General features: G+C 40.6%; 10 protein-coding genes. 2 read left to right on the top strand and 8 right to left on the bottom strand.

The genetic code is table 11. The features are described from left to right. The first annotated feature begins 72 nt into the window (after positions 1–72). Positions 73–3,609 carry a family 43 glycosylhydrolase gene (locus QF042_RS17535; RefSeq protein ID WP_307530734.1) on the top strand — a complete coding sequence of 1,179 codons (3,537 nt, stop codon included), beginning with the start codon at positions 73–75 and terminating at the stop codon, positions 3,607–3,609. An 897-nt stretch (positions 3,610–4,506) separates the two neighbouring features. Here QF042_RS17535 and QF042_RS17530 read toward each other — a convergent pair. From QF042_RS17530 to QF042_RS17500, 7 genes are all read right to left on the bottom strand, one after another. Next, on the bottom strand, positions 4,507–5,955 hold the full coding sequence (locus QF042_RS17530) for a DUF6055 domain-containing protein (protein ID WP_307530733.1): 1,449 nt from the start codon (positions 5,953–5,955) through the stop codon (positions 4,507–4,509). 114 nt (positions 5,956–6,069) lie between these two features. Further along, positions 6,070–7,023 carry a DUF5007 domain-containing protein gene (locus tag QF042_RS17525; RefSeq protein WP_307530730.1) on the bottom strand — a complete coding sequence of 318 codons (954 nt, stop codon included), beginning with the start codon at positions 7,021–7,023 and terminating at the stop codon, positions 6,070–6,072. A 23-nt stretch (positions 7,024–7,046) separates the two neighbouring features. Beyond that, a complete protein-coding gene (locus QF042_RS17520) occupies positions 7,047–7,715 on the bottom strand; it encodes a hypothetical protein (RefSeq protein ID WP_307530728.1) in 669 nt (222 codons plus the stop codon). A 5-nt stretch (positions 7,716–7,720) separates the two neighbouring features. Next, the gene (locus QF042_RS17515; protein WP_307530726.1) at positions 7,721–9,190 is read right to left on the bottom strand and encodes a RagB/SusD family nutrient uptake outer membrane protein; all 1,470 of its coding nucleotides are present in this window, start codon (positions 9,188–9,190) and stop codon (positions 7,721–7,723) included. Between the two features lie 10 nt (positions 9,191–9,200). After that, positions 9,201–12,368, bottom strand: coding sequence for a SusC/RagA family TonB-linked outer membrane protein (locus tag QF042_RS17510; protein ID WP_307530724.1), 3,168 nt, complete (start codon positions 12,366–12,368; stop codon positions 9,201–9,203). A gap of 301 nt (positions 12,369–12,669) precedes the next feature. After that, the gene (locus QF042_RS17505; protein WP_307530722.1) at positions 12,670–15,072 is read right to left on the bottom strand and encodes a glycoside hydrolase family 127 protein; all 2,403 of its coding nucleotides are present in this window, start codon (positions 15,070–15,072) and stop codon (positions 12,670–12,672) included. 1,498 nt (positions 15,073–16,570) lie between these two features. Next, the gene (locus tag QF042_RS17500; protein ID WP_307530720.1) at positions 16,571–17,389 is read right to left on the bottom strand and encodes an alpha/beta fold hydrolase; all 819 of its coding nucleotides are present in this window, start codon (positions 17,387–17,389) and stop codon (positions 16,571–16,573) included. Between the two features lie 479 nt (positions 17,390–17,868). Between QF042_RS17500 and QF042_RS17495 the strand changes: the two genes are divergently transcribed. After that, entirely contained in the window at positions 17,869–19,482 is a 1,614-nt protein-coding gene (locus QF042_RS17495) for a Na+/H+ antiporter (RefSeq protein WP_307530718.1), read from the top strand. 385 nt (positions 19,483–19,867) lie between these two features. Here QF042_RS17495 and QF042_RS17490 read toward each other — a convergent pair whose 3' ends face one another. Next, positions 19,868–21,820 (bottom strand): sigma 54-interacting response regulator, encoded by a 1,953-nt coding sequence (locus QF042_RS17490; RefSeq protein ID WP_307530715.1) that lies wholly within the window; start codon positions 21,818–21,820, stop codon positions 19,868–19,870. Between the last annotated feature and the right edge of the window lie 162 nt (positions 21,821–21,982).

Here is a 21,982-nt window from a genome sequence, read left to right as displayed (position 1 = left end):
TTACGCTTCGTTTATATTTACATCCTGATCCATCAAGTCTGGTTTTTGTAGGCTGGGATATCAACATTAATTATGAAAAACATTTATCTAAACCTCTTCATTCTTTTTCTCCTATGCTGCTCTTTCCAACCTGCAATGGCGCAATCTCAGCATTTAGCCAGGGGGCAGGGCAATCCTGTTATACCAGGTTATTTTGCAGATCCAACGGTGAAAAAATTTAGAGATACTTATTATATTTATGCAACAACCGATGGCAATGGAGGCGGATTTGGACCTTCGCAGGTGTGGACTTCAAAAGATTTTGTGAACTGGACCATGCAGGATATGAACTGGCCAACAACCCACCATTACTGGGCACCGGATGCAACACAAGGGCCTGACGGAAAGTATTATCTATACTACTGTCAGCCAGTTGAAATATTCGGTGCATCTTCAGCAACACCGGTTGGTCCATGGACATCGCTTTTAGCACCCGGAAAACCAATAGTTTCAAATTTTATGGTACCCAAGGTGATTACACTTGACGGACAGACTTTTAAAGATGACGACGGTAAGTATTATATGTATTGGGGCACCTGGGGCATTTATCCGGGCCATGGGTGCGGTGTTGGCTTATTGAATGACGACATGAAGTCGTTTTCAAAACTTGCGCAGATCCCAAATACCGATGCAAAAGACTTTTTCGAGGCTCCATTTGTATTCAAAAGAAAGAATATTTATTATCTCACTTATTCATCTGGCTATTGCGAAGATGGAACTTACAGGGTACAGTATGCAACTGCAACCAATCCGATGGGACCTTTTAAGTATGCCCAGGATAATCCGATCCTCGCCACAAATGGCGATGGAACGGTGCATGGGCCAGGGCATCAGTCTGTTCTGCAGCAGGGAGATGATTTCTACCTGGTTTATCACCGGCATAATAACCCACACAACGACGGTGGCTATCACAGGCAGGTAGCGGCGGATAAAATAATCTTCGATGAAAAAGGAAACATACTGAAGCTGGTACCTACACATTCCGGAATCGGCTATTTGGCAAAAAATGCGAATTCGCATCCAAATCTGGCGCTGGGCAAAACTGCTGTGGCCTCTTCATCTTATGATCAGGATTTTAAACCAGAATTTGCATTCGATGATAATAACGGAACTTTATGGAAAGCCAAAAATAATATCGGTCCCTCATGGCTCCAGATCGATTTAGGCAGAGCTTATAATGTTAAAAGTGTGCACACTCAATTTGAATATGCTACCTGGTACTATCAATACAAAATTGAATATTCACTCGATGGCAAAACATGGGGACTGTACATGGATAGGAGTAAAAACACCAAACATGGGAGTCCGATGATCGATTTTGGAAACGTTAAGGCCAGATATCTGCGGACAACAATTTTACGGACAGAATATCCGGGCTTAAATAAGGCGATATGGAATATTAAGGTTTTCGACAATGCCGAATATAATCCGGTAATGAATACCAGCATCAAAAAATGGGAATCTTTGCAACGTTTCGAACCGAAGGGACTGTTAGTGGATCTGAACTTTGATCATCTTCGGATAGGATCAATAGCAGCCCATGTTCAAAATAATGGAAAATTAGCCGGTGTGTTTTCTGCTAACGGAACAAATAAGCCGGTTACTTCAATGATAGGTGGAAAGAAAGCTTTGGTTTTCTCTGGCACCGAGCGCTTATCATCATCCGTTCGTGCACCTTCATCTATGCTGGGGAACAGCAGTTATAGTGTGAGTATGTGGGTGCTGAACCCAGAGATTGGTAAAGAAGAAACAATCGTTTCTTGGACAGGTAGGGGTGGTGTTAATTTAAGTAATGCTGCGGTAGGTTATGGGAATAGTAAAGGTGCAGGCGCTGCCACCCATCTAGGCTGGGCTGATTTAGGATACAGGAATTTACCGAACGCTAATGAGTGGCATCTGATTACCATGGTTTTTGATGGGACAATGGAACGCATATATGTTGATGGGAAATTGGATAGGGCAGAAAGAAGGATGCTTTTTGTGAATAATCTTACCAGATTTCTTGTTGGAGGCAATGATGATGGAACCTCGGGGTTTTCTGGTGCATTAGCCTCCCTAAAAATTTATGATGTTCCATTAACCGATGCACAGATTAACAAAGCTTATACAAAAGGATTAGACAATAGTACAGCGGTATATGCAGATGCAAAAAACCTTGAATATGGGAAATTAGCAAACTGGCCCAATAATGGGGCAGCTTTGGGAGAACTGGTGTGTAAAGGGAATGTGGAAGTGGCCGATGTTAATGGGAAAATAGCTGCTGTATTGGCCAATGGTAGTAAAGTCCTCATGGGAGATAGAATTATAAAAGAGGTCGATTTTTCAAAACCATTTAGTGCTGTTTTTTCTCTTTTGCCTGCTCTTGGTTCAAAAACAGATCTGTTTTTTGGTAAAGGAAATAAAGCCGTAAGGATAGTGGGCAACGGAAGGTGGCAACAGGTAATCTGTTCTTTTTCTCAGGGCAAGTTCCAGGTGTTCATCAACGGTAAACCGACCAGTTATGCACTGGTCCGTAATAATCAAAGCGACCAGCGTATTTTGATTGAATCTTCTGGCGGAAGACCAGGTGCTACAACAGCAATATCATCAATTTCTATATATAGTTTTGGCCTTGATCATCCTGGTTGCTTAAAAGAATTTAATTTTTGGGAACAAACCTTAAGCACTAGCAACTTAAAAGCATCATTTGCCTCAAAGCCATCAGCGGTTACGACAAATATGGTCTACATGGTTGCAGATAAACCTAAACTGCCAGGCAGTGATCTCGAATATCTTTTTCAAAACGATAAAGATAAAGGGGATGCAAAATGGGTGCGGTCATCAGATTATATTGATTTTTCGGTCTTTCCACAAAGTAATTATAGTTATACAGTGAAAATCAGGGATAATTTTGGAAATGTTACCCAAACGTCTCTTCCCTTTGTTGTTAGAACAGATTCTTCACAATTTTCGATCAGAAAACAGAGTGGGGTGGCCCGGTCAGTTCCGGCAACAAAAGATGGCCTGTCAGGGACTTCCTGGGATGGTTTATTAGGAAATGCAGATACCGTTACACAACAATCGGGTATCCTAAAGATGGTTTCGCACAATACATTTTGGGATGGATCGGAGTCAACGGGGCCCTTTGCCTACCACAATGTGGAGGGTGATTTTATCGCCGAGGTAACGCTTTCAGATATGATGGGGCTCAGGGAGAAGAAAGCTTATGGTGCAAATGAGGCAGGTATAATGGTTAAAGCTTCAACAAATGGAAGAATGCTTTTACAAAACGGCATTATGCCTGGCTGGGGCGTTGGAAATATTGTTACCGACCTTGGGAATGGTGGCAGAAGGCAGACGAACAACCTCTCTGGATGGGCTTTTTACAAACATCTGCAGATACAGCGGGCAGGAAATACATTTTTTATGCGTGGCAGCAGTGATGGAAAGGCTTGGGTAGATCTTCCCGGCAGCCCGGTAAAAAGAGATGATCTGGGAACTGGCTTACAGGTTGGCGTTTACCATGCTACCTATGGTGATGCTTCTGGTGATGCATCTTTTAGCGGTTTTAAGATTATCCAAAAGAAATAAGCGAACATTGATACGAGGCTGTATCATAAATATAGAATTGTCATCCTGAGCCTGTCGAAGGACCTGTTTAAATATCTTGAAAGGCGTTTCGACTACTTGTCCCGATTCTTTCTATTGTGTGGACACATCTACATCAGCCTATATTTGTTTTAGCACATATTCCTAAGGCGATCGTCATGCTGTCCCGAAGTTTCGGGATCAGCATCTTTCCTACTATTAACAGATTTCTGATTCCCTATAAATACTAGCTTGGAGATAAATTTGTTGTTTTCCGCTCTTTGCTGCCGGGGCATGGTAGTTTTTCGCACATCATGTTGTTTTTATCTGTGCTCAAGAATGCTAGCGCATTTTGGAGCGCCAAAGTACCCAAAGCGCTTTGTCAATCCAGCAATGTGGCTTCTCACCACCCCACGCTCATCAAAAAACAGCGGCACTTTGTTTAATCAGTTTTTGTTTGTGTTTTCTTTGGGCTGATTGAGCCCTTCGGGGTTTGTGTTCAATTCTCGTGAAAGCTTTGATCAGCGTTTATGAACACAAAACCACTGCGTTTTAGGTTTGGTAGTGCTATTTGTTCTATTCTGCACCTGTTTTTTGATTCTCCCGCCACTTGGGATTGACGGCGTCCTTCGGTAAAGACTGTGGTTTATTAAAGCCAGCTAGCATGATGCCCAAACCATTCTTGAAAAAGATGTGTCCACACGATAGGATTCTTCGGGAAGCTCAACGTGACAAATTCGAATGGAATTACAACTTTTGATACACCAACGTTAATCTTATTATTTTGATGCCGTAATGTTGTTTCCGGCTAAAAATACGGCAAGGGTTAAAACCGTTTAAAAAAAGTAATTATTTTGTTTTGACATTTGATTATATACTAGGCTTCGGGTTGCGTACAGGTTATTTCTTTTGTATCACAGATGTAATTTCTGCTACCGTGGTACCTTTAAGCTTAATTTGATAAGGCCATTGTTCGTCGTTTTCATCTTTTCCATCTGTAATATGTTCCCAGTGTGTAGTTGGTGCGCCACTTACCGCAAGCCATAAATATTGTGTGTTTTTTGGTACGGTAAACCTGGCTGAACCTTCGCTGGTATCATGGATTTTACCATAAACACGTTCGCCATTATATTTTACCGCAAGGAAACTGTACCGCCAACCGGCGTAAGCCAGGTTTACTTTCCTAAAACCATTTGCTCCTGCCAAACCTTTAAATTTTAGTTTGATTTCTGTTCCTTCTTCGGGGGTTTTTAATCTTATGCTGTTATATCCGTAGTTTTGTGGACAATTACCCGGCAATATCCGGTACCAGGCATCTGGCAATGAATCTAAAACTGTTGCATGTTGGTTGGCATAAGTTTTGGCTGCTTTTTTAGCCTGGTCTAAATCCCAGGTAATAAATTTAGCTGCAGCCTGATGCATTTCATCGTTAAAATTTTTCTGGTCCGTTCCCGTGATCCGTTTGTAGGCCATAACCGCATCTTCGCCTTTTAAAGCTTGTTGCCACAGCTTACCAATAAACTTAATTCCATGTTTGTTGGCCCAATACTCCAATACATATGGCGAGTGATATTGATTGGTCTCGTGCAGAAAGGCATAATGAGTTTTTTTTAGGTAGGCCTCCAAATGATAATTTTCAAAAGTCATCCATTCCGGATAAACATGCCAGAGCATAAATTGGGAGGTCATTTCGAAAATAGACTGCCCATGGCTTCCTTTAGCTGCCGAAGTAAAAGCCCAGGCCCCATCGGCACTAACCAGGTATTGAAACGAGTGGCCTATTTCGTGCACCAATGCGCCGAAAGGGGCTTTGCTGATACGGGCCAGGGGAGTCCAGGCAATGCCTATTTTATTTTCTTCGCCGCCACCAAATGCTGTGCCTTCCTTTCCCTTAAATACGAAAATCAAAAGTTTGTATAGATCGGTTACCGAGTTCCCTTTATTCACAAAACCCAGCGTATCCACATAAAAATTGTAAAACCGATCACACTCTTTTAAAACCTGATCCATATCCAAGCGGGCAGCAGGATCAGTATTTTTAGAGAGATCCGGCCCAAATTCTTTCGACCAGAAAATGGCAATATTATCTGATTCGACCATTCGTTTATAACTGAATTCATGTGCATCGTTGGTGAAATCATTTCCTTCGGGCACCATCCATATTTTAGCGGGAATATAACGTTGTTTTGGCGTGTTAACTGTTTTTGATAAGCCAGAATTCGTTTCCTGACCCCATACTGTGTTGCAGAAAACCATCACCAAAAGTAATCCTAAGGTTATTACCTGTTGGTAGTTTGGAGCGGATACCGATCTCTTAGTAAGTGATCTGTTAGATAATAAATAACACATATATACTGGTGTTTTTAAAAATTACTGATTTAGCTGTAATAATGAAATGTCTGGTTTAAAAAGAAAAACCCAGAGTCGTTTTGCCGATCTGGGTTTTATCTTCAACTAAACTAACTAAGGTTTTTTGGTAATACCAGGAATTTGGATGGTTACAGTGTAACTACCCGCTGATAATGCTTTGAAACCAAAAAATACCGGATTTGCATTCCTGTTTTCTACCGTAAACCTTGCAGGGATCCGGTAATAATTTCCTGTTCCATTATTTCCATCCTTAATAGGGAAACCGTTTGGCAGATCTATAAACTCCCATTCGAGTGCAGTTGTTGTTCTTACCACTGGGAAATATGGGTTCATTTGCGAAAAATTACCTCTATCTCCCCTGGTTACCACTTGCCCTGCGGAAGGATCAAAGGTGAGTCCATTCTTGTCTAAAAATACAAATCTGATTTTATTTGGTCCTTTATTATCATAGGTGATGGTAACCGGCAGCGTGCTCGAAGCCGAAAAGCCGGTTTCTGCTGCTGCATCAGAGGTGGTGAAAAATGGGCCGGCATCAAGTGTGTAATGGCTTTTCGGTAACAATTGTATTTTGCAGGCATTTAAAATGCTGCGTGTGCCTTTTATATTGGTAACCTCAACATCAATAACGTAATCTCCGGTTGCTACATTTGTTGTTGCCTGCGAAAGCGATATTCTGCCACCAATTTCATTCACTTCTAATGCCGTAGAAGGTTTGAGCACAATTTTTTTATTAACCAGTTCCACCGTTGAGTCGGCTGTAGTAATCTGCCCGTTAAATTGTTTAATGATATATTCTTTTAGCAATTCGGGTGCTGGTTGGCCCGTTGCCAGATTTCGTACAGCCAAAAGCTTAACTTTTACAGGCCCGGTTGAGCCATCCAGTTCAAGGGGTTTTGAGTTCGTCACATTTCCTTGTGTGGCAATCAAAGGGTTAGGACTGTAGTACATAAAATCGCTAATAAATCCTTTTTCTACCTTTGCGCAGCTCAGCAAAATGCCAAATAATGCAAGAACAGATATGGATGAAATGATATATTTTTTTTTCATGATTTTTTCTGTTGCAATTCTTATTAGAATCGGATGAATGTATGGTTGTTACTTAAAATATGCAGAATGCCGCCCGATGATGGTTCGATCCCGGTTGTTTGGCATTGCGCCTTTAAATCTATATTCGGATCATTGGGTTGTACAGGTGCATTTGGAGGATCAAGCCCGCCTCTTACTTTTACATAAAATAAATAATAAATCGGGCTTGAAGACCAAGATTCTGCGGGTTTTGGTTGTAAAATGCGCTGTACGGCAGTTTGTGTATTTGCAGCATTGGCCACAATTGTTGGCTGAAGGGATGTGGAGTTTAATTCTATACGTGATTTTGCCAGGTACATACGCAGAGAATCTGCTTTAATATCCTTGTACATATCGTTTAACGTATAAGTGTTGTTCTCGTTAATGAGCCTTACAGAGTCGCGCTTTATCTTAATGTAGTTGTTAATAGAGTAGTTTGTAGGGGCAAAAAATGTAGCAGCACCATTAACCTCCTCTTTCATGTTATAATGGTCAATTACCATAATCAGCGTATCAAATAAATGATATTTGTGTTGTTTTAGGTAATCATATGTTGATAATGATGTCTTGTTTTCACTTAAGCCTCCATCAGTGAGGTAGCTGCTTTTTTTGCAGCTGGTAAAATATGTAAACCCCAGGCAACATATAAAAAAATATAATAGTTTATTTTTCATGGTTCTTAAAGCTTAGAACTCCAGAAAGGAGTTTGGGTTAGTTTTTTGTTTGTAATCATTAATGCAGGATCGATAGGCCAGTAATATTTCCCGGCTTCGAAATCAGATTTGGTCATTTTTTCATCTCCGAATTTTACGACCCCTGTTTTTCTTGCTAATCTTACCAAATCATAAAAGCGATGTCCTTCGAGGAAAAGTTCGCGTCCGCGCTCATCTATTATACCTTCAAACAAATTGGCATCTGTTCCGTCCCAGTTGCCTAAGCCGGCCTGGGCACGCACATCATTAAGCACAGTTCTGGCCGGGCCAAATTGGTTCAAGGCCGCAAGTGCTTCTGCTTTAAGGAGTTTAATGTCGGCTAATCTGAAAATAATGATATTGTTATGCTCCACTGGTGTAATTACATTCTGTCCGTTAACATAGGTGATATTGGAGTATTTAATACATATCGGATCTGTTGAATTGGTTAAAGCAAAACCGTTTTTAAACCGTTTGTCGTCTGCATCGCTATAAAAACTGGTTAAGTTTGCAGTGTTGATCGAGAAAATAGCATTGTTTGTATTGGTGGTTAAATAAGGCGTTTTTAAAGTATAGTAGCCAATGCCAAACGTATTGCCTTCGTTTTCATCACTTTGTGCAATTTCAAAAATACCTTCGGTAGATTTACCTTTGTATATATTTAAATATGAATCTCTGTTTACATATTGATAAAAATTCTGATCAATGATTTTATCAGTTGCACTGTTACAATTCTGGTAATCTCCCTGCCATGCATATATGTGAGCCAATAGGGCATAAGCAGATCCTTTATTAGCTCTAACTGCTCTATTTCCAGCATTGGGGTAATCCCAGCTGAGCAGATTTATTGCCGTATTTACATCTTTTATACATTGTGCCAAAACATCGGCTGCTTTGGTTCGCGGAATATCTACCGCCTCGGTAATTACTGCAGATTCGGTAACCAATGGAATATCACCCCAAATCCTGGTCATATAAAAATAATTGAAAGCCCTTAAAAAATAAGCCTCGCCCAACAGGTTGTTCTTTGTTGTCGGAGCAGAAAATTTTTCGTCGGCTATGGTTGGGATAAATTTAATGCAGCGGTTGGCCTGGTCTATTGCTGAATAGAAGGTGTCGTATCTTCTCATCTGCATCATTGGGTCTCCTGTTTCTGCAACAGCAACAGCTATTCCCCACTCCATCCTGGAAATGTTGTCGAAACGGTAAGTGTTTGCCGCAGAGAATTCGTCGGTCGGCAAATCACCATAGGCATAAAAGGCAAGTCCGTTTGCCTTGTTCAAGGTTTTTCTCAGTAGTGCATACCCGCCCGCTACGCCTTTATCCGCATCACTCTCGTTTTTCCAAAAGCTAAGGTCGGTAGATACGCTGATCGGTTTTTCATCAAGAAACTTCTTGCATGAAGTAGCCATGCTCAATCCAATTGCACAGCATATATATATAGTTAGTTTTTTCATTGTTTAGTAGTTAAAATGTTAAATCAAAGCCAAATGTGTACTTTTTAGGGATTGGATAATCATTACCACCTGAGTATCCATCTATTCCAACAGCTTCAGGATCAGGTACTGTTGATTTTGACCATACCTTAACGTTATCCATCAGGCCATAAAACCTGATCATGCTCATACCTAGTTTTTTAGTCAGTTTTTGTGGTAAAGCATAACCGAGTCTGATATTTTTGATACGGATAAAACTCGCATCTTCTACATACATACTCTGGCCAATGTGCCATTTATCAACATTATTTGTAATCAACCCCGGGTATTTAGCAATGTCACCTGGTTTTGTCCAAAAATCTGATGCATTAAAGTTTGATGCAGGACCAGAGCGCGGTCCCCAGAAATTGTATGGATCTGAAGTTCCGGCATCCTGAAATTTATCCGATAGGTAACCGTTACGCAAGCTTCGGCCTGATATAAAAGTAACCAAAACATCAAGCGATATTCCTTTATAAGAAAAGGAGTTGTTCATGCCGCCAGTGATATCAGGGTTTGGATTTCCATAAGAGATATAATCATTGTAATCAATGTTATAATCCCCGTTTTGATCTACTCTTGCCGGATCGCCCGCACTAAACTGGCTTCCACCAAATTGAGTAATCCTTTTACCTGTTCTTGGATCAACCGGAACTTCTGCATCGGTAGAATAAATTTTATTTACTTCCCAAACTTTATAGGTAAATAAAGGCTCGCCTACGCTAAGAGTTTGCTGTAACCATGGTGGTCCGAAAGTAAAATCCCTTCCTCCATTTGGAAGTTTGGTGATGTAGTTATCGTTATAGGCAATGTTGAAGTTGGTTGACCATTGAAATTTGGATGTTGGCGCAAAATTTCTGGTGGTTAAGCTAAGTTCGATACCTGTGTTGCGCAGATCTACATAGTTGTTTGATGTTAACGAATAACCGGTTGTTAATGGAACGGCTACGTTAAACACCTTACTTTTAGAATCACGTATGTAATAATCAGCAGTTAAGGTAATTCTATCGTTAAACAGGCCCAGATCAATACCGGTGTTAAATTGCGGGCTTCTTTCCCAACTAATGGAAGTAGAAGAGGCTGGGTCGTAATAATTAGGATAAAGTACCTGTGTTCCGTTATAGGTGGTTTGTAAATATTCTGCACCATTTTGGGTGTACGATACGCCTGGCCGCCCATTGCCCAGTACGGAAGTAGGATAACTGGCATCCGAAAACAGAGACTGGTATTGGGCATAATAAGCGCCTGGATCATTGCCAGTTACACCGTAGCTTGCTCTAAATTTGAGGTAGGAAACTGTTTTTTTTAGGGGTTTAAAAAAATCCTCTTCAGCAATATTCCAGCCTGCTGAAATAGATGGAAATGAGCCCCAGCGACTATCAGCACTGTACCTTGAAGAAGCATCAGTACGGTATACTGCCTGCATTAGGTAGCGTCCTTTATAATCGTAAACAAAACTTCCCATCCATGATAAACGTGAGCGTTCTTCAACAACATTTCTGGAAAAAAGATTGGAACCTGAGGCAATACCGTTTACGGTTTTTACAGCATCAGAATTACCTATACTACTGCTATAGGTATTGTTCGAAATATTTTTTTCCATGCCTTGCAGCAATACCAGATTGAAGTTGTGCCCGCTTTTTAACGATTTGGCATAATTTAATGTGTTTTCTAATTCCCAACGGTTACTCTGGTTAACCCATCCATAGGCTTCGTTTTGTCCGCTTCCGCTTAGTAAACTCGGCTTAAAATAACCCCTGGTATTGTTGTAAATATTGTAAGAGATGGTACTTTTGAAATTCAGTCCGGGTATAATGGTATACTGTGCCATGGTATTTCCATTAAGACTGGTGGTTTTATCATCATCGCGAAGCTCTTCATACCTGCCTGTGTAAAGCGCTTCTTCAGCCGGGCCGATTTTCCAGAAAGATGATGGGAACCCCCAGGTATTAAAGGGATACTTATTTTGGTCTCCCTGTCCATGCTTGGCTTTGGTTAAACCCACGAATAAATTGGTTTGTACCAATAATTTTTTGGTTGGCGATACCTGAAAAAATAAGCTTGGTGTTACCCTGTTAATGTCGTAACCCTTCATTACACCTTCTTCAAAATAGCGGTTAAAAGAGAACCGATAGGAGTATTTATCTGTTGCGCCTGCAATGCTTGCATCAACATTACTAATGTTTCCGGTTTGAAGAAATAAGCCCTGCCAATCCGTATTATTGTTAAAAGCAGTATTTAGGCTATCAGTTAGCATCATACTCAGGTTTTTTAACTTATCATATGATGCACTGCCTCCATAAAGTAAATCCATTTTCAACCTTCGCTCTGCAGTACCTGTTTGGATAGGTTTTAATGCCGGTTTATTGGCAATACCGAAATAGCTAGATACCCTGATCTGGGGTGGTGCACCAGCTATGGCACGTTTGGTTTTAACAATAATAACACCATTTGCGGCACGGGCACCATAAACGGCTGAAGCGGATGCATCTTTTAATACATCAACAGATTCAATGTCGTTTGGGTTAATGGCTTGCAATGGACTGCTTCCATAGGCTGACCCAATATCATTTACATCATAGATTACCCCATCAATAACGTATAATGGAGAACTGCTCTGACCTAAATTTACATTGCTGGCACCGCGTATGTTAACAATATTGGTGCCGCCGGGTTCGCCAGAGGTACTTAAAACGGTTAAACCAGCAACCCTACCTTGTAACATCGCATCGAAAGTAGAGTAGGGCGTATTTTCAAAATCTTTTCCTTTAACAGATGAGATTGCTCCGGCGGTGTTTTTTCGCTGAATATTCTGGTATCCTATCGCCACTACTTCTTGCAATGAGTTATCATCTTCTGCAAGCTCAATGTTGATACTCGTTTTACCTGTCGTAGAAACTTCTTTGGTTTTGTAGCCAACAATACTGACGGTTAAGGTTGAAGAGCCTTCCCTTAAAGTTAACGAGAAGTTTCCCTTAATATCCGAAGAGGTACCATTAGTTGTGCCCTTTTGTTTAATAGATGCCCCGGGTATGGGCTCGTTTTTTCCATCAGTTACCGTACCGGTAATTTTGGTTTGTGCAAAGGTAAGAAAAGGCATCACCAGAAATATAAGGATGCTTAATAACTTACCCCACCTCAAAGTAAAGTTTAATTTCATTAGCTTATTGATTAGTTTATTAGTTTTTTTTGGTTAGTTTAAACGTCGTTATAACGTTTATAAATTTAACATAGTAGGCGCTTGATTATAACGAGTATATTACCTGATTTAAATCGTTTTTTAACCTATATGGTTAACTGATCTTGAGGTTAAAGCTTTAAGGATCAAATGGCTTGGGTTATCTTTTGGTCATTTAGAAAACCTTGGTTATTAATAAATGATCCTGAGGCTCGATCCATAAAAAAACTCCCTATCTCAAATATTGAAATAGGGAGTTCTAATGGAGAACTTTTATTACAAGTTATTTTACTGCCCACTCGTGTACACCAGTTGCATGCTCTGCAGGTAATTGAATTTCCATTCTTAGGGCAGTTGTGTTTACTGGTTTAAATTTTACGGTATTAAATTTATCTTTACTAATCTCGTAAGGAGCGGTTGTTTCAACGGGAAGCCATTGATCTCCTTTTTTATATAATAATTTATAAGAAACCGGAATTCTGCAACCACCCCAAGGGCTATCATCATACCAATAAACTTTAGATTCACTTACGGTTTGTTCAGATGCAAAATCGTATTGTATAAACTCATTGGTGTTTTTGGCTGGCCACCAGTGCAAATAAGGAAAGTTGGTATCCTTTGAATCCGCTGGTTCGTACTGATCTTTTATTGCAGAAAACATTCTCTTGTTTTTAAGCGAAGCAGATACCTTACTCGTACTGGCAATGGTTGGAGCCGGTTTTGGTCTGGCGGCCGATTGCTCATAAGGTATCCAGACCGTCATTTCGCTCGGCCCCCGGTTTGCCCAAGCGTAGTACGGGATGGCCTTAACATCCTGGGCGGTAACCAAAATACTATCACTGTTTATTTGCCGTTTTGTGCTTTGGCCCTTAATATTGATTACGCCAACGCCATTAAGTAGGTTTTGCTCATAATGAGAAGAGGCAATGGCATTTTTATCGATCATAATATTCTGTACCAGGCTGTCTTTGTTATCAGGTCCTTCAAGGCAGTAAACAACAGGTCCGCGTTCCAGTACAAAGCGTGATGCATCATCTTTCACATTTTTGTTAGCGATCACCTTGTCGGTTTCCATCGGTAGACTTAAGAAAATTTTATCGCCTTTTTTCCATTTTCTTGTTAAAACAGCGTAGCCTTTTTCGGTAGTAAACGAAGTGGCCATCCCATTGATCGAAATCGTTACCGGAGCTGTTTTTTTATCAAGGAACGAATAAAGACTTCCCGGTGATGCATCCTGAGCTGCCCAACCCGGAATCCGGATCCTCAATGTAAAGGTGGCTGTTTTTTCAGGGTTGATGTTAATGCCTACATCTCCTTTCCAGGGATAGTCAGTAGTCTGTGTGATTTCTACAGTTGTAGCTGTAAGGGCAATTTTACTTGTGTTGCCCATAAACAGGTTGATATACAAGTCGTTTTTATCTTGCGCATATACATAACCGGGCAGAGAAGGCAAAAAGCGGGCCATGTTACTGATGCAACATGCGCAACTGATCCATGCGCTGCGCTGATGTTGAAACATAGATGCCAGTGGATTTGGATAAAAGAAACGGTCACCGCTTAAAGAAACGCCTGATAATAAGCCATTATATAAAGTTCTTTCCAGTACATCAATGTATTTTGAATCTCCATGCAACAGGAACATTCTTTCATTCCAATAAACATTTCCAATGGCAGCACAGGTTTCTGCATAGGCAGACATGTTTGGTAGCTGGTAAGCTTCACCGAAAGCCTCACCGGCACCTGTTGCACCAATGCCTCCTGTGATGTAGAGTTTTTTGTTTACCACATCCCCCCAAATGTCGTCGATTGCCGAAAGGTATTTAGTATCGCCGGTAAGTGCAGCAATATCTGCCATTCCGGTGTACATATAGGCTGCTCTCACGGCATGACCGACGGCATCGTGCTGATCGATAACTTTTTTATGGGCCTGATTGTATGCATCGCCCTTCGGTCCCCTTACATCCAGGAAGAACTTTGCGAGGTCTAGATATTTTTGATTACCGGTAACCCGGTACATTTTGGATAGGCCGATCTCTACAATCTGGTGGCCTGGATACTCTTCTATTTTTCCAGGGCCGAAAGTTTTTACCAAAAGGTCTGCATTTTTGATCGCAATATTTAACAAAGTTTTTTTGCCGGTAGCTTGATAATGAGCCACTGCAGCTTCATAAAGATGTCCTGCATTATAAAGTTCGTGGCTTAATATTTCTTCCTTCTCCCAGCGTTTAGCGCCGATCCATTCGTGCGGCTTTTTTGCATTTACCGTTCTGAAGGTAAATAAATAACCATCTGGTTCCTGTGCGCTAGCAATTATCGTAATGAGTGTATCTATATAAGTTTCAAGTTTTGGGTTTGCTTTATTCTGAATGGAATAAGATGCTCCTTCTATTGCTTTGTATACATCGGTATCATCAAAAGGAAATTCGCTCATCTTATCTCCACTCAATTTTTTTCCTGCACGTAGGAAATTATCCATTCTTCCGTTTGCTTTACATTGGGCAATTACGTAGGGGATAGTTACTTCTGCATTGATTTCCATTTTGGGCTGCCAAAAGTTATCGTGTACATGCACTTTTGTAAATGCCACAGGCTGAATTGGATAATCTTTCTGTTGCGCAGATGTATTAAGTGATACTGAGATCAGTAAGGTGCAAAATATCAGCAATTGGTTTCTTTTGTTCTTCATGCCTATTTGGTTGTTTATTAAGGGTTTTTGTGTTTATATTGATAAAGCAGACTTTGCCAATAGTTTATTCGCTGATGATTGCAGCTGCTCGGTTATATTTTATTTTGAACACTACGAAGCTAGCGCATTTAAGAATACAACCATTAGTGTTTTTTTGCAGGTCGTAGTAAGATTTTAACATAATCTGGATAAGCGAAAGTGTTTTAACACACATTTGTAGAAATTTGATCTTTAACATCAATTGAGGAAGAGCCAATATAAGCCGGAAAAGATGACAGAAAATACAGTGCAAAACGTAAAACAGTACTTAGGAAATAGGAATGTTGTTTTTATAACTCAACCGATATTTCCTGCACCAGACCATTTATCCTTTTTGATTACACGCTCTATTTTTTTCAAGTGGAATCCATGGGCAGAGTTTTTATCAGAAAATGTGAAGGAAACAGCACCTGACTGGCACACACACCATGCCCCATACCAATGAAAAAGAGGAGGAGAAAGAATACTTGCTAGGCGATGACCGGGCAACACTGTTCTGGATGGAGCGTTTTGGCTGCATATAAATGAACCCCTGGCCTAGCCGCGTAACCTCACCGGACAATCACGATTACTGCATGATTGATCTGGATCCGGATTGGGAAGAGGAACGAAGAAGCCATCTTAATGCGGCCCGCTATTAGCGATCGTTATAAGATTGCTTCGCCGAAAATCAGGACAGGCTGTCGGCTGAAAAAGCCTTCTCGCAATGACGATTTTTTCTTACCTAATCTTCGTGTCTTGTTAAGTCAAGAGAAGGTGTCGTCATTTCGAGCGTGTGCAACGAAGTCGAGAAAATCTATGTTTCAATTTGATATTACTCAGAGATCTCTCCGTTCCCCGATGCTTAAGCTATCGTGTGGACACATCTTTTTAAGAATGGTTTGGGCATCATGCTAGCTGGCTTTAATAAACCACAGTCTTTACCGAAGAACGCCGTCAATCCCAAGTGGCGGGAGAATCAAAAAAACAGGTGCAAAATGGTGCAAATAGCATTACCAAACCTGAAACGTAGTGGTTTTGTGTTCATTAGTATTGAATTCAATTTTAATATAAATTGAACACAAAACGAAGTGCCACTGTTTTTTTGATGAGCGTGGGCGGTGAGAAGCCACATTGCTGGATTGACAGAGCGCTTTGGGTACTTTGGCGCTCCAAAGTGCCTTGCCCCGCGGCAAAGAGCGGAATAATCAATGTTTGCGTTTAATTAATTTTTTTTTTGCGAAATGACTACCTTTTAATAGCTGGAAAGATGCTGAAATAAATTCAGCATGACGATCGCCTTAGGAGCGTGTACTAAAAAACAAATATAGGATTAACAAAAGATGTGTCCACACTATAGGATGCTTAAGCGGAGAGGACCGACTTTTCAGAAGGTATATAAATGATAGCTTGTCGAACGACCTATTTAAATAAAATTACAGGCATTTCGACAAGCTTAATGTGACAGTTTATAAATACTTTAAGATCTAATAAAAGCCAAAATATCCTTATTAATTGTTTCTGCCTCTGTTGTAGGCATACCATGAGGGAAACCTGGGTAAGAGATCAGTTTCCCATTTGGTAAAAGTTTTGCCGCTCTTGGTGCCTGGTTGAAAGGAACGATCTGGTCGTCTTCGCCATGTAACACCAACACCGGGATTTCTACGCTTTTAAGGTCTTCTGTGAAATCTGATTCAGAAAATGCTTTGATTCCTTCATAGTGTGCCAAAACAGACCCCATCATGCCCTGGCGCCACCAGTTGTGTTTTATCCCTTCCTGAACTGTTTTGCCATCACGGTTCCATCCATAAAATGCTACCGGGAAATCGTAAAAATATTGTGCTCTTGTAAAACCGGTACCCTGGCGGATTTCATCAAATATCGCCAATGGCACCCCCTCTGGATTGCTTTCGTTCTGGATCATAATCGGCGTTACCGCACTGATCAATACTGCTTTTGCAACACGGCCTTTGCCATGTTTTGCAACGTAACGGATCACTTCACCACCTCCGGTTGAGTGGCCAATGTGAATGGCGTTTTTCAAGTCGAGTGCTGCGGTGAGTTCTGCAATGTCGGCCACATAAGTATCCATATCATTACCATTTGCGCTTTGACCTGAACGGCCATGTCCACGGCGATCATGTGCAATTACCCGATATCCCTGTTGTAGGAAAAACATCATTTGTGTGTCCCAGTCATCTCCAGATAATGGCCATCCGTGATGAAAAACGATTGGTTGTCCGGTTCCCCAATCTTTGTAGTAAATTTCAGTTCCGTCTTTTACTTTAATCGTACTCATAGCTTTTTTATTAGATTAATTTTAATTGTTTAAAGCAGTTTTTGCGATTACCAAAACTAATAATTGATGTTGAGGTGATCACTAACTGCATGTTAAGTTTTATGCTACCAGTGTTACAATTTGTAATCCAGTTTATAAGTGTCTGATTTTTAGGTATTTGTTGTTGGTTTGTTGATTGTTTATTTGCGTTATTTCGTTAATTTACGTAAGTAGTTCCGTAGAATCTATTTTTGCTGATTATTTCTAATGGTGCTATAGTGGTAAGATAATCGTATTGATGATAACAGCAATTTCGATCAGCAGTTTCAATGCCCTGTAATTTTACCAGGGTAATGATTTACTTAGCCGATTTCAGCTGTTGTTTCAGGTGAAATAACGATATATCGTCATTTATTTTCTTGAAACGAGAGTCTTTTAAAATTCAAATAGCTGGTTATTTGTTGATTATATTTGTGGTTTATTCTTTGCGAGATAAAGCCATGCATTACACCCTTCTTCAGTTTCTTATTTTACTTTCGGTAGCTTTCCTGTTGATCATGTTGGCTCAAAAGGTAAAAATTTCCTATCCTATATTTTTAGTGCTGGCAGGTTTAGGAATAAGTTATATCCCGGGTATTCCGGCCATGTCGATTGATCCTGAAGTGATTTTCCTGATTTTTCTACCGCCCTTACTTTATGAGGCGGCCTGGTATACCTCCTGGAACGATTTCTGGCGGTGGAGAAGGCCAATTAGCTTGCTGGCTTTCGGCCTGGTGATCATCACCTCATTGGCTGTTGCTTTTTTAAGTTCCTCCATGATCCCTGGTTTTACACTGGCCATGGGCTTTCTGTTGGGTGGAATTGTATCTCCTCCTGATGCCATTGCAGCCACATCGGTACTTAAAAATATAAAGGTACCCAAACGTATAACCACGATTTTGGAAGGCGAGAGTTTGGTAAATGATGCATCGAGTTTAATCGTGCTCCGCTTTGCGCTGGCTGCGGTGATTACCGGTCAGTTTTCACTTTCGAATGCGGCCGGCGATTTTTTCTTAAGTACCATAATGGGAATTGTGATCGGTTTGGCCGTTGCACACGTGTTGTATCTTATCCACCGGTTTTTACCCACCACGCCCAGTATCGATGCGGCCATCACTTTAATTTCGCCTTATTTCATGTATCTGGCAGCAGAACAGTTCCATTTCTCGGGGGTAATGGCCGTGGTTAGCGGTGGTTTGTTTTTATCTTATCGTTCGCACGAAATTTTTGCAGACGGACAAGGCCGGTTACAGGCCATTAATGTTTGGGCAACATTGACCATCATTCTTAACGCTTTTGTTTTTATTTTAATTGGTTTGGAGCTGCCCGTAATTATGGCAGGTTTGGAAGGCTATTCACTTTGGGAAGCCTGTAGTTATGGACTGATCATTAGTGCGCTGATTATCGTACTACGCATTGCCTGGATTTATCCGGTAGCCTTTATTCCGAGGTGGTTATCTAAAAAAGTGAGGAAAGAGGAGGTGCATCCCGGCTGGAAGGGCCCCTTAATTATTGGTTGGGCCGGAATGCGTGGTGTAGTTTCATTAGCTGCCGCCCTGTCATTACCGCTTACCACTGCCGCTCATATTCATTTCCCTCACCGTAACCTCATCATCTTTATCACATTTGTGGTTATTTTGGTTACGCTGGTTTTTCAGGGGCTTACTTTGCCTTACCTCATCAAAGCGATTCATATTGATGAAATTGATCCATTGGTGCCCGATGAACAACAAGAAGCAAGTATTAAACTCCGCCTTTTACAGGTTTCTTTAAATCGTTTAGCAGAAAAGTATGTTGAAGAGACTGAAGGTATTGCGCTGGTAAAGGGGTTGAAAAATGAATTAGAAAACAGTTTAAACCATGCATCCAGGAGGTTGGAGTCGATGGAGTGCGAAGCAATCGAAAATGCAGAAATGGAGGTGTACAATCATATTTTAAAAGATATTTACCATGTTCAGCGCCAGGAGCTGCATAAAATCCGTAGAGAAAAAGGGTTTAGTGATGAGGCGATCAGAAAACAAGAAATGCAGATTGATTTATCAGACACTAAAATTCCGCATAAGAAATTGCAGTAAAAGTAATGGTTAAGTAGGTTGTGCCCAATGCCATTAAGCTAAGCGCCGTAGTTGTCAGTCTGAGCGTAGTCGAAGACTTCTTGAGATTGATAAAACACAAATAAGAGCCCTTCGATTACGCTACTGTTGGCAGGTTCAAATATAGGGATCGTCATTGCGGGGAGGAACGACGAAGCAATCTTTCATGCTAGTGGTCCTTGCCATAAAGATTGCTTCGTCGGCTGAAAAAGCCTTCTCGCAATGACGATACTCTGAAGGGATTTATGTCTTAAATTATTCAGTCATTATATTGATTTTTATACAATAAATTATCTCTCAGGATAACATATCATAGAGCTATTCGACTCTAGACTACCGACTTCGGACTAAAACCTCAACTAACCGCTTATTTAACAAATTCAAACTTTATTCCTAGTTTTTTAATTTTTGAGTTTAAGGTTGTCGATGGGATATTCAGGATTTCTGCCGCTCCGCCTGTTCCAAAAATCTTACCTTTACACATTTTCAAAATGTTCAATATATGTTCCCGTTCCATTTCTTCCATCGTTTTAATTTTGAAATGATCATCGCCAGAAAAACCTGCACTGGATGCTGGATTGGGAAGATCAATTTTAGTGATCGTTTCTCCTTCGGTTAACAACATTGTTCTTTCAATCAGGTGCTCCAATTCTCTGATATTTCCAGGCCAGTCGTATGCCTGTAATTCATGAAGTGCTTCTGCTGCAATTCCGGTTACAGTAGATGAGCTTTTTTTGCCATATTTGGAGATGAAATAGGCTACCAAAGCAGGAATATCTTCCTTACGTTGCCTCAATGCAGGTAATTCAATAGGGAAAACATTCAATCGATAGTATAAATCCAACCGGAACCTGCCTTCTGCTACTTCTTTTTCAAGGCTCCTGTTGGTGGCTGTGATAATCCTGACATTTATCTTCTTCGTATAATTTCCGCCTAAACGCTCAATTTCTTTTTCCTGAAGCACTCTTAATAATTTTACCTGTGCTTCTAATGGAAGTTCCCCAATCTCATCTAAAAAGATCGAACCACCATCAGCCTGTTCAAATTTGCCGATCCGTTTTTCATTCGCGCCTGTAAACGCACCTTTTTCATGTCCGAAAAGTTCCGATTCAATTAAGGTTAAAGGTAAAGCCGCACAGTTTACGGTAACCAATGGTTTGTTTTTACGGGGAGACAGTTTATGGATGGTCTGGGCTATTTTTTCTTTACCGGTGCCACTTTCGCCCAGAATAAGTACTGAAGTATCATCTGGGGCAACCAGTTCTAGTTTTTTGAAGGCCGCATGCAGTAAGTTGCTATTGCCGATAATACCATTAAAATCTTTCTGGATTTCGGGGTTTTCCCTTTTAACAATCGGTTTTGTAACGGCAGGTGAAGTTTGAACGGGGATTTCTACCGCAATATCCTTTCCGTAAATAACCTGATCTAAAACCAGCTCCAGGCTTTTCTTAAACTGATTTATCACTCCGGTATGAACTTTTGTGTATAAATCAGAAAGGCGATTGAAGAAAACGAACTGGAATTGCTCGCCATTCCTTTCAATTTCGGTAACGAGTGCAGATTCCAGTTTGTAATGATCGGAAAGTGTTTGTATCCACAGATTTTCCATTCTCAATCTTCTGAAATCATAGCCATTGAAGATCGGTTTTGTATTATGAACAAGAGCGGTGGCATTCCATACTTTAAAATCACGGTTGGAAACATTTATTTCTTTCAATAAAGTTTCATTATTGAGCATGCTGAATCCGCCATCTGCCGAGCGGACAATATTTGTATCTTTTGTAGTTGTCCGGGGATTTGATTTGGTAATCCAAAGGAAATCAAAAGGGACAACAGGATGCAATACGGCACTTATTTGTTTCAATCGTTCTGAAATCGGTTCCTGCTTTTCTACGATATATTCAATTTGTTTGTGTAGAGAAGGCTCTGCATGCTGATTGTATTTTAAATTCTGTTCGTGCCTGTAGCGGGCTATATCCAACATCACCATCAGGTCTTTCTCCCGGAAAGGTTTTACCAAAAAACCGTATGGCAAGGTCGCTTTTGCAGCTTCCAAAATCCCCTGATTGGTATTTGCGGAAATGTAAATAAATGGAATTCCCATTTCGGTAAGTTGCCCGGCTAAATCAATGCCTGTTTTGTCGCCCTGCAAAAAAATATCCAACAATATCCAGTCAGGTTCTTTAGTCGCGATTAACTCAAGCGCCTTTACCACCGATGGCGCAATTCCGCATACTTTGTAGTCTGCTTTTTCGAGCATAATCCGAAGATCGTTGGCTACAATAAATTCATCTTCTACAATTAAGATTTTCTGTTTCATTTTCAGGCGGGCGTAATATAAAAACCGACAATCAACAAGCGGTTTAAGCAGAGTAATGCTATTCTATGCATCCAATTAAAATACCAATCAATAAGTGTTTGTTTATCAGTGTTTTGTTTTGATTTGCAATTTTTAAATTCATGATATATCGTCGATTTACTA

The sequence above is a fragment of the Pedobacter sp. W3I1 genome (assembly GCF_030816015.1).
In the GTDB taxonomy this organism is placed as follows: domain Bacteria; phylum Bacteroidota; class Bacteroidia; order Sphingobacteriales; family Sphingobacteriaceae; genus Pedobacter.
The sequence above is the reverse complement of the archived record's forward strand: the minus strand, read 5'-3'. Positions and strand labels throughout refer to the sequence as shown.

What these genes read in the sequence shown, in the direction of transcription:
- QF042_RS17525 (WP_307530730.1), bottom strand. Translation starts at nt 7,023, where the DNA reads ATGAAAAAAAAATATATCATTTCATCCATATCTGTTCTTGCATTATTT.
- QF042_RS17510 (WP_307530724.1), bottom strand. Translation starts at nt 12,368, where the DNA reads ATGAAATTAAACTTTACTTTGAGGTGGGGTAAGTTATTAAGCATCCTT.
- QF042_RS17520 (WP_307530728.1), bottom strand. Translation starts at nt 7,715, where the DNA reads ATGAAAAATAAACTATTATATTTTTTTATATGTTGCCTGGGGTTTACA.
- QF042_RS17530 (WP_307530733.1), bottom strand. Translation starts at nt 5,955, where the DNA reads ATGTGTTATTTATTATCTAACAGATCACTTACTAAGAGATCGGTATCC.
- QF042_RS17505 (WP_307530722.1), bottom strand. Translation starts at nt 15,072, where the DNA reads ATGAAGAACAAAAGAAACCAATTGCTGATATTTTGCACCTTACTGATC.
- QF042_RS17500 (WP_307530720.1), bottom strand. Translation starts at nt 17,389, where the DNA reads ATGAGTACGATTAAAGTAAAAGACGGAACTGAAATTTACTACAAAGAT.
- QF042_RS17535 (WP_307530734.1), top strand. Translation starts at nt 73, where the DNA reads ATGAAAAACATTTATCTAAACCTCTTCATTCTTTTTCTCCTATGCTGC.
- QF042_RS17495 (WP_307530718.1), top strand. Translation starts at nt 17,869, where the DNA reads ATGCATTACACCCTTCTTCAGTTTCTTATTTTACTTTCGGTAGCTTTC.
- QF042_RS17515 (WP_307530726.1), bottom strand. Translation starts at nt 9,190, where the DNA reads ATGAAAAAACTAACTATATATATATGCTGTGCAATTGGATTGAGCATG.
- QF042_RS17490 (WP_307530715.1), bottom strand. Translation starts at nt 21,820, where the DNA reads ATGAAACAGAAAATCTTAATTGTAGAAGATGAATTTATTGTAGCCAAC.